The organism is Streptococcus sp. SM3, from assembly GCF_027497875.1.
Map to the genome: position 1 here is coordinate 1 of NZ_JAJNSA010000111.1, position 7862 is coordinate 7862.

A 7862-nucleotide genomic window follows, 5' to 3' on the forward strand; every position below is an offset into this window, starting at 1 on the left:
TTCGGATCGACCACTTCCGTGGTTTCGAATCATACTGGGAAATCCCAGCTGGTTCTGAAACTGCCGCACCTGGTAAATGGGTCAAAGGTCCTGGCTACAAACTCTTTGCAGCCGTGAAGGAAGAGCTCGGTGATTTGAACATCATCGCAGAGGACCTTGGCTTTATGACGGATGAAGTCATTGAGCTTCGCGAACGTACTGGCTTCCCAGGAATGAAGATTCTTCAATTCGCCTTCAATCCTGACGATGAAAGTATCGATAGCCCTCACTTGGCACCAAACAACTCTGTGATGTACACTGGAACACATGATAACAACACAGTTCTTGGATGGTACCGCAATGAAATCGACGATCCAACTCGTGAGTACCTTGCTCGTTATACCAACCGGAAAGAGTATGAATCTGTTCCACATGCTATGCTTCGTACCGTCTTTGCTTCTGTCAGCTTCATGGCTATTGCTACGATGCAAGACTTGCTTGAGTTGGATGGTTCAGCTCGGATGAACTTCCCATCAACTCTTGGTGGTAACTGGTCATGGCGGATGACAGCGGATCAATTGACTCCAGCTGTTGAGCAAGAATTGCTTGATTTCACAACGATCTATCGTCGTGAAAACAAAGACTTGAAAAAAGAAGTTAAGAAAGCAGAAAAATAATCTTTCCCCCTATTAAAATTGTTGAAACAAAGGAGACTTTAAAACATGGAATCATTACAAAAATATGTGATTGATCATCATCAAAAAACAATTGCAGAATGTTCAAATGAAGAATTGTACATTGCTTTGCTGAATTACACCAAGCAAGCAAGTGCTCAAAAGAAATTAAATACTGGTAAGAAAAAAGTATACTACATCTCAGCTGAGTTCTTGATCGGTAAACTCTTGTCTAATAACTTGATCAACTTGGGTCTTTACGATGACGTCAAAAAAGAATTGGCTGACGCTGGTAAAGACTTGATCGAAGTCGAAGAAGTGGAATTGGAACCATCACTTGGTAACGGTGGGTTGGGACGTTTGGCAGCCTGCTTTATCGACTCTATCTCAAGCCTTGGTTTGACAGGGGATGGGGTTGGTTTGAACTATCACTTTGGTTTGTTCCAACAAGTCCTTAAAAACAACCAACAAGAAACGATTCCAAACGCATGGTTGACTGACCAAAGCTGGCTCGTTCGTTCAAGCCGTAGCTACCAAGTGCCATTCGCACACTTTACATTGACTTCTACCCTTTATGATATCGACGTACCTGGTTACAAGATCGATACCAAGAACCGTTTGCGCTTGTTCGACTTGGATTCAGTTGATTCATCTATTATTGAAGATGGTATTAACTTTGACAAGACAGATATCGCTCGTAACTTGACCCTCTTCTTGTACCCAGATGATAGTAACCGTCAAGGGGAATTGCTCCGTATCTTCCAACAATACTTCATGGTATCAAATGGTGCACAATTGATCATCGACGAAGCCATCGAAAAAGGAAGCAACTTGCATGACCTTGCTGACTATGCTGTTGTACAAATCAACGATACTCACCCATCAATGGTCATCCCTGAATTGATCCGTCTTTTGACAGAACGTGGTATTGAAATGGATGAAGCCATCTCTATCGTTCGTAGCATGACGGCTTACACTAACCACACAATCCTTGCAGAAGCCCTTGAAAAATGGCCACTTGAATTCTTGCAAGAAGTGGTTCCTCACTTGGTTCCAATCATTGAAGAATTGGACCGCCGTGTTCGCGCTGAATACAAAGATCCAGCTGTTCAAATCATCGATGAGAATGATCGCGTACACATGGCACACATGGATATCCACTATGGATTTAGCGTAAACGGGGTTGCTGCACTTCACACAGAAATCTTGAAGAATTCTGAGTTGAAAGCTTTCTACGACATTTACCCTGAAAAATTCAACAACAAAACAAACGGTATCACTTTCCGTCGTTGGCTCATGCATGCTAACCCAACCTTGTCACACTACTTGGACGATATCCTCGGACGTGACTGGCACCATGACGCATCTAAATTGGAAGACCTTCTTTCTTATGAAGATAAAGATGCAGTCAAAGCAAAATTGGAAAACATCAAGTCTCACAACAAACGGAAATTGGCTCGTTTCTTGAAAGACCATCAAGGTGTGGAAATCAATCCAAATTCTATCTTTGATACCCAAATCAAACGTCTTCACGAATACAAACGTCAACAAATGAACGCTTTGTATGTGATCCACAAATACTTGGACATCAAAGCTGGAAATATCCCTGCTCGCCCAATCACTGTTCTCTTTGGTGGTAAAGCAGCTCCTGCCTACACTATTGCACAAGATATCATCCACTTGATCCTTTGCTTGTCTGAAGTGATTGCAAACGATCCAGCAGTAGCTCCACACTTGCAAGTCGTTATGGTAGAAAACTACAACGTGACTGCTGCAAGCTACTTGATTCCAGCTAGCGATATTTCTGAGCAAATCTCCCTTGCTTCTAAGGAAGCTTCAGGTACTGGTAACATGAAATTCATGCTGAATGGTGCATTGACACTTGGTACTATGGATGGAGCCAACGTGGAAATCGCTGAATTGGTTGGACGTGACAACATCTACATCTTCGGTGAAGATTCAGAAACTGTAATCGATCTATATGAGAAATCAGCATACAAATCAGCGGACTTCTATGAACGTGAAGCTATCAAACCATTGGTAGACTTCATTATCAGCGATGCCGTTCTTGCAGTTGGTAACAAGGAACGCTTGACTCGTCTTCACAAGGAATTGATCAACAAAGACTGGTTCATGACTCTTCTTGACTTGGAAGACTACATTGTCACCAAAGAACGTATGTTGGCTGACTACGAAGACCGTGATGCATGGTTGGATCAAGTCATCGTTAACATTGCGAAAGCAGGATTCTTCTCATCTGACCGTACGATCGCTCAGTACAACGAAGACATCTGGCACTTAAACTAATCACTAGTTGTTAGACCAAGGTCCTTCAGATCTTGGTCTTTTTCATTACTTCTCATTTGGGAGAAGAAATGGAGCTAGTTTAGGGAATGGACACTCTGCAAAAAGTGTTGTTTTTTTGAATTTTGCAACCCCTAAAGGGAAAAAATTACATAATTTTTATTTCAGTCTTCAAATCTAATTTATTGGTATAAAAAAATACTTCCCTTTAAAAAGCCTTTCGGTGAAATTTATAAAAAGAGAAAGTGTCTTAAAAACCCTTGAAAATAAAGGATTTTTTCACAGGCGTTTGCATATATTTTCAACTAAAGATGGGGAAGGCAAGGAAAGTTTGGGGATTCAAGTTGTTATATATTTAAAGTAAAATAAAAAATTAAATTGACAAATATATAAAAATGGTTGATTGTGATACAATGAAGTTAACTGGAAGTAGCATATTTTTGCCTCTACAGTGAGATTTTTTTAAACAAAAAAGGAGAGTTTTGAAAATGAAAAGCTATCGTGAACATGTTTCGAAGCAGGAAAAATTTTCAATTCGTAAGTTATCAGTCGGTGTTGTTTCATTGGCCATCGCTGGATTGGCTACTGTCAATACCTACGGAGCAGAAGTGAAAGCAGATGAAGCAACAGCACCTGCAACTGAAGCAACCAGTACAGAAACAGCAACAAGCGATGCAGCTGTTGCAACAAGTTCTAAGTTGACATCTACAACTGTTACAGAAGGAAATAAAACAGTTACGACTACTTATGTAGAATCACCAGAACTTGAAAAAGCAAAAGCTGATGCAGCTACAGAAGGTGTGACCGTTACAGAAGAAGCTGAAAAAGTCCAACCATCTATCGCAGCAGCAGAAGCAGATAATAAAGCTCAAACAGCTGAAATCAACACAGTAGTTGATAACTACAAAAAGGCAAAAGCGGAGTATGAAGCAAAATCTCAAGAAATCACATTGATTGAAAAGAGAAATGCAGAAGCAGAAGCGGCTTACAAGAAACAAGTAGAAGACTACAAAACCCAACAAGCAGCTTATGATAAAGCTTTAGAAGAGTACAATGCTAAAAAGGTAGCCTACGATGCTAAAGTAGCAGAAAAAGCAGCAGCAGATAAGGCCAATGCAGAAGCAAAAGCTAAGTATGAAGCAGAAATGGCTGTTTACAATACAGCGAAAGCGCAATACGATAAAGATTTACAAGAATACCAAACTAAGAAAGCGCAATACGATAAAGATAAAGCAGCTTATGATCAATTGGTAGCGAAGAAGGCAGAAGAAGATGCTGCTAAGGCTCAATACGAAGCTGATCTTGCAAAATACAATGTAGAAAAAGTACAGTACGAAAATGATTATATTGCTTATCAAAAGAAATTAGCTGAATACGAAGTTGCCAAAAAACAATATACGGACGCGAAACAAGCATACGACAAATATATGACAGACAATGCGTATGCTGACCTTAAAAATGTTTCAACTGTTCAAGATTTGACCTTCCAACGTGAAGGTGGTGCAACTCACACCATTGACGGCATCAGCACTTATCTTACTCGTGATGCTCAAGCTCGTTTAAATACAAGCAATGTCCATCAATATGATTCTAATAAATTGGAAGCTTCAGATATTGTAGCAACTAGTCCTTGGGCCAATAATGAAACTGAGTACATTCAAGTGAAAGAAGGCGATAAATTTGTCGTTACTTATGATAACTTGAATCAGTCCAGCATGCGTGAAAATACGGATATGCATCCAATCAAACGTGTGATTTACCGTTATGAGATTTTAAGTCTTCCATCAAATGATGGCAAAGGGATTGCAGCAGTCAACGCAGATCCAACGGTAACCATGACAGTGGGTGCTTCAACAGACCAAGACAAACCTGTTAAGGTTGCTGTCGATGTTGAATTCTATGATGGTGATGGCAATAAATTTGATTTGACTCAACGCAATGCCATTGTCGCTTTGAACTCGCTCAACCACTGGACAGGTGCTTCCTATGTCGATAGTGGAGACAAACCTCGTGCCCTTACAGTAGAAGCCAAAGATAAAAATGGCAACACTGTTCGTGGAACTTGGGATCCATATGCAGATGGTTCATCCATGAGCATTGAAAACAATGAAGTGAAGGTTAAAACAGGAAAAGCAGACTTTGGTACTGCAACTGTTTCCATTTCAGCAGACAACCCTCTCAAAATTGTGACTCAGAAATATGGTTATGTTAAAGATGACACAGGTAAATGGGTTCCTGGTACGACACCTGAGAAGGAAGAAGTAACGGATGCGTTAACTGTAAATGCTTCGGGTTCAGGAAGTGTTCATTCTATTGGTACAGAAGAATTTACCTTTGAAGGTAAGGATGATGTTATCGGATCATACAAAGTAGATGCAACTACAGGTCAAATTACGTTCACGCCTAAGAAGAAATTTGAAAACGTGGAACACCAAGAGTCTGTAAATGTTGGAAATAATAAATTTATTCCAATTCCAAACTCAAGTGTTTCTTATGATGCTGCTACTAAAGAAGTGACTTCCTTTAAAGATAACCAATATATTGAACATGGCTCTGTCTTTAACGGTGAATCTTCAACAACTCTTGAAGGTTGGGATAATCCATCTTCTCCATACCTCTATTATGGTGGAGCAGGCTTGAAGATGTCAGATGGACACTTAGTCTTTACGGCTAATGGTGCCAATGCGGCTGGTCAACCAACGGTTTATTGGTTTGCCATCAACTCAAATGTAGGTCTTCCTAAAGAGCCAGGAGAAAAACCGAAAGAGCCAACAAAACCAACAGAACCAAAGGCTCCAACTCCACCAACCCCAACAGTTGTGGAAGTGCCTGCAGAGCCAACGAAACCAGAAGAACCTAAATCACCAACTCCGCCAACAGCACCTAACTACACTGTGATTACGGTCGATGTGGAGGAACCAAAAGCTCCAACTCCACCAAAAGCTCCAACCCCACCGACTCCTGAAGTCGTTCCAAATACGAATCCGGTGAAACCGGAAGCTGAAGTGAAATGGCATAAGAATAAAGTGGTAACGGAAACAGATATTCCAACCCCACCAACACCAGTTCCTCCAACTCCACCAACTCCATACAACCCACCAACACCAATTGTTCCACCTACACCAATCGTTCCACCAACTCCAGAGGTTCCAACCGAACCAACTCCTGAAGTTCCGGAACAGCCTGTACAACCTGCGCAACCACAAACACCTGCGCTTCCAAATACAGGTACAGAAAGCTCAACTGCAGCTGTTCTTGCAGGTGCGATGGCTGGATTGCTTGGATTGGGTCTTGCACGCAAGAAAAAAGAAGATTAATTCTTGTTTCTTTCGTTCATTCATCTAAATAAAGAAAGTCAGAAGGTAAGTCCTTCTGACTTTTTTGATGGAGTGATGACCAAATAGTTGAGAAATAGAACAGAATAGTTTTTGGATAAGGAGAGGAAATGGCTTTTATAGACCGAATCGTGTCGAAATGAAGCAGAATAGAAATGGATGACACAAGAAGAAGAGAATGAGGTATACTGGTGGTGTTCGAATGAAAGTTTATAGGACTCCGTTATATCTCTAATCATTCCAATGATACAGTTGCGATGGCTTTTCATCTTTTGCACACATTATTTTCCAAATGAATTTCATTTGAACGTATCAGTAATCAGGCAAGTGCTTCCACGGTTTTGAGGTGCTTGCCTTTCTATCTGTATCGCGATATAATAGGGTGTAAGAAATGAAAAGGAGTTTGTATGAAAAAGAAACCTATCTATCTTTACATCTTGTTATTTTTCTCTACGGTTGGAACCCTAACATCAGCTGTCTCAACCTTTGGAGCTTCAAAGAGCTTTGAGCTGACAGATGATTTTGCTAAACAACTTGGTTTAACAACGGCTCAAGACAAGGCTGACTATGTGACATATTATGAGAAATCAGCCCAACTCAATCAGTCTCCACTAGCCTTTTTATTTGTTTCCCTGATTCTGATTGCCTTGCTTGCAACTTTCTATTTCCTCTTTATGAAGCAGGATCTGTTAACAACACATTATACTTATATGGGACAGATTTTGTTAAGTCAAGCTTTCTCTTTTTATAATTATTTTGCAGGACGTCCGCTATTGGCTAGTTTTTCAAACCAAGCACTTCGTCAACGATATCTGGCATCTTCGTCCCTTGCTTTGTTACTCTTGACGGCGTTTGCTCTTCTTTTCTTTGGAATTATTTTGTATAAAACCTTGCGTTTGAGAAAAGCTCAAGCTAGGGCATAATAGATAAGTTTAGATGGAGCTCTCTTAGAGGATAAGAGAGCTTCTTGATTGGAGAAAAAAGATGAAAGTATCCTTTGTTTATATTAGTCTGAGTGGGAATACAGAGAGTTTTGTCCGTCGCTTAAGTGACTATTTGCTGGAAGCCCATCCCGGACTTGAAATCGAGAAAGTTCATGTGAAAGACCTGGTCAAAGAGGGCCAGCCCTTCTTTGAAATGACCAATCCTTTTATCACTTTTTTGCCTACCTATTTGGAGGGTGGAAATGGTGTTGACAATGGCGATGTGGAAATTTTGACGACAGATGTCGCGGATTTTATTGCTTATGGAGACAATGCCAGCAAGTGCTTAGGAGTGGTTGGATCAGGCAATCGGAATTTTAACAATCAATATTGTTTAACCGCTAAGCAATACAGCCAACGCTTTGGTTTCCCTAAGTTAGCCGATTTTGAAATGCGGGGGATGTTGGGAGATATTAAAAAAGTAGCTGCCATTGTAGAAGATTTGTATCATCTTTAAAATAAAGAGAGTGGGACAGAAATCGGTAATTCGTTAGAATTCGATTTCGTCGTCCCACCTCCGCACAGTTGAGTAGGGCTGTAAAAGCTGATGAAATCAGCGTAGTAGAGCCCACTCAACCACTGCGTCT

The 7862-nt window shown here is 40.6% G+C and carries 5 protein-coding genes; all 5 read left to right on the top strand.

Annotated features, from left to right (window positions below; all coding sequences use genetic code 11):
* Positions 1–656, top strand: a 656-nt coding sequence (locus PAN06_RS12030) for a 4-alpha-glucanotransferase (protein ID WP_269796426.1), incomplete at its 5' end; no start/stop codon positions are given.
* A gap of 45 nt (positions 657–701) precedes the next feature.
* The gene (gene glgP / locus PAN06_RS12035; RefSeq protein WP_269796427.1) at positions 702–2960 is read left to right on the top strand and encodes a glycogen/starch/alpha-glucan family phosphorylase; all 2259 of its coding nucleotides are present in this window, start codon (positions 702–704) and stop codon (positions 2958–2960) included.
* A 485-nt stretch (positions 2961–3445) separates the two neighbouring features.
* Positions 3446–6274, top strand: coding sequence for a GbpC/Spa domain-containing protein (locus PAN06_RS12040; RefSeq protein WP_269796428.1), 2829 nt, complete (start codon positions 3446–3448; stop codon positions 6272–6274).
* A 425-nt stretch (positions 6275–6699) separates the two neighbouring features.
* Positions 6700–7215, top strand: coding sequence for a hypothetical protein (locus PAN06_RS12045; RefSeq protein ID WP_201089526.1), 516 nt, complete (start codon positions 6700–6702; stop codon positions 7213–7215).
* Between the two features lie 61 nt (positions 7216–7276).
* On the top strand, positions 7277–7732 hold the full coding sequence (nrdI, locus tag PAN06_RS12050) for a class Ib ribonucleoside-diphosphate reductase assembly flavoprotein NrdI (RefSeq protein ID WP_049471797.1): 456 nt from the start codon (positions 7277–7279) through the stop codon (positions 7730–7732).
* Positions 7733–7862 lie beyond the last annotated feature (130 nt).

Bases quoted from the DNA above. Each gene is read 5' to 3' on its own strand.
- glgP (WP_269796427.1), top strand. From the start codon at position 702: ATGGAATCATTACAAAAATATGTGATTGATCATCATCAAAAAACAATT.
- nrdI (WP_049471797.1), top strand. From the start codon at position 7,277: ATGAAAGTATCCTTTGTTTATATTAGTCTGAGTGGGAATACAGAGAGT.
- PAN06_RS12045 (WP_201089526.1), top strand. From the start codon at position 6,700: ATGAAAAAGAAACCTATCTATCTTTACATCTTGTTATTTTTCTCTACG.
- PAN06_RS12040 (WP_269796428.1), top strand. From the start codon at position 3,446: ATGAAAAGCTATCGTGAACATGTTTCGAAGCAGGAAAAATTTTCAATT.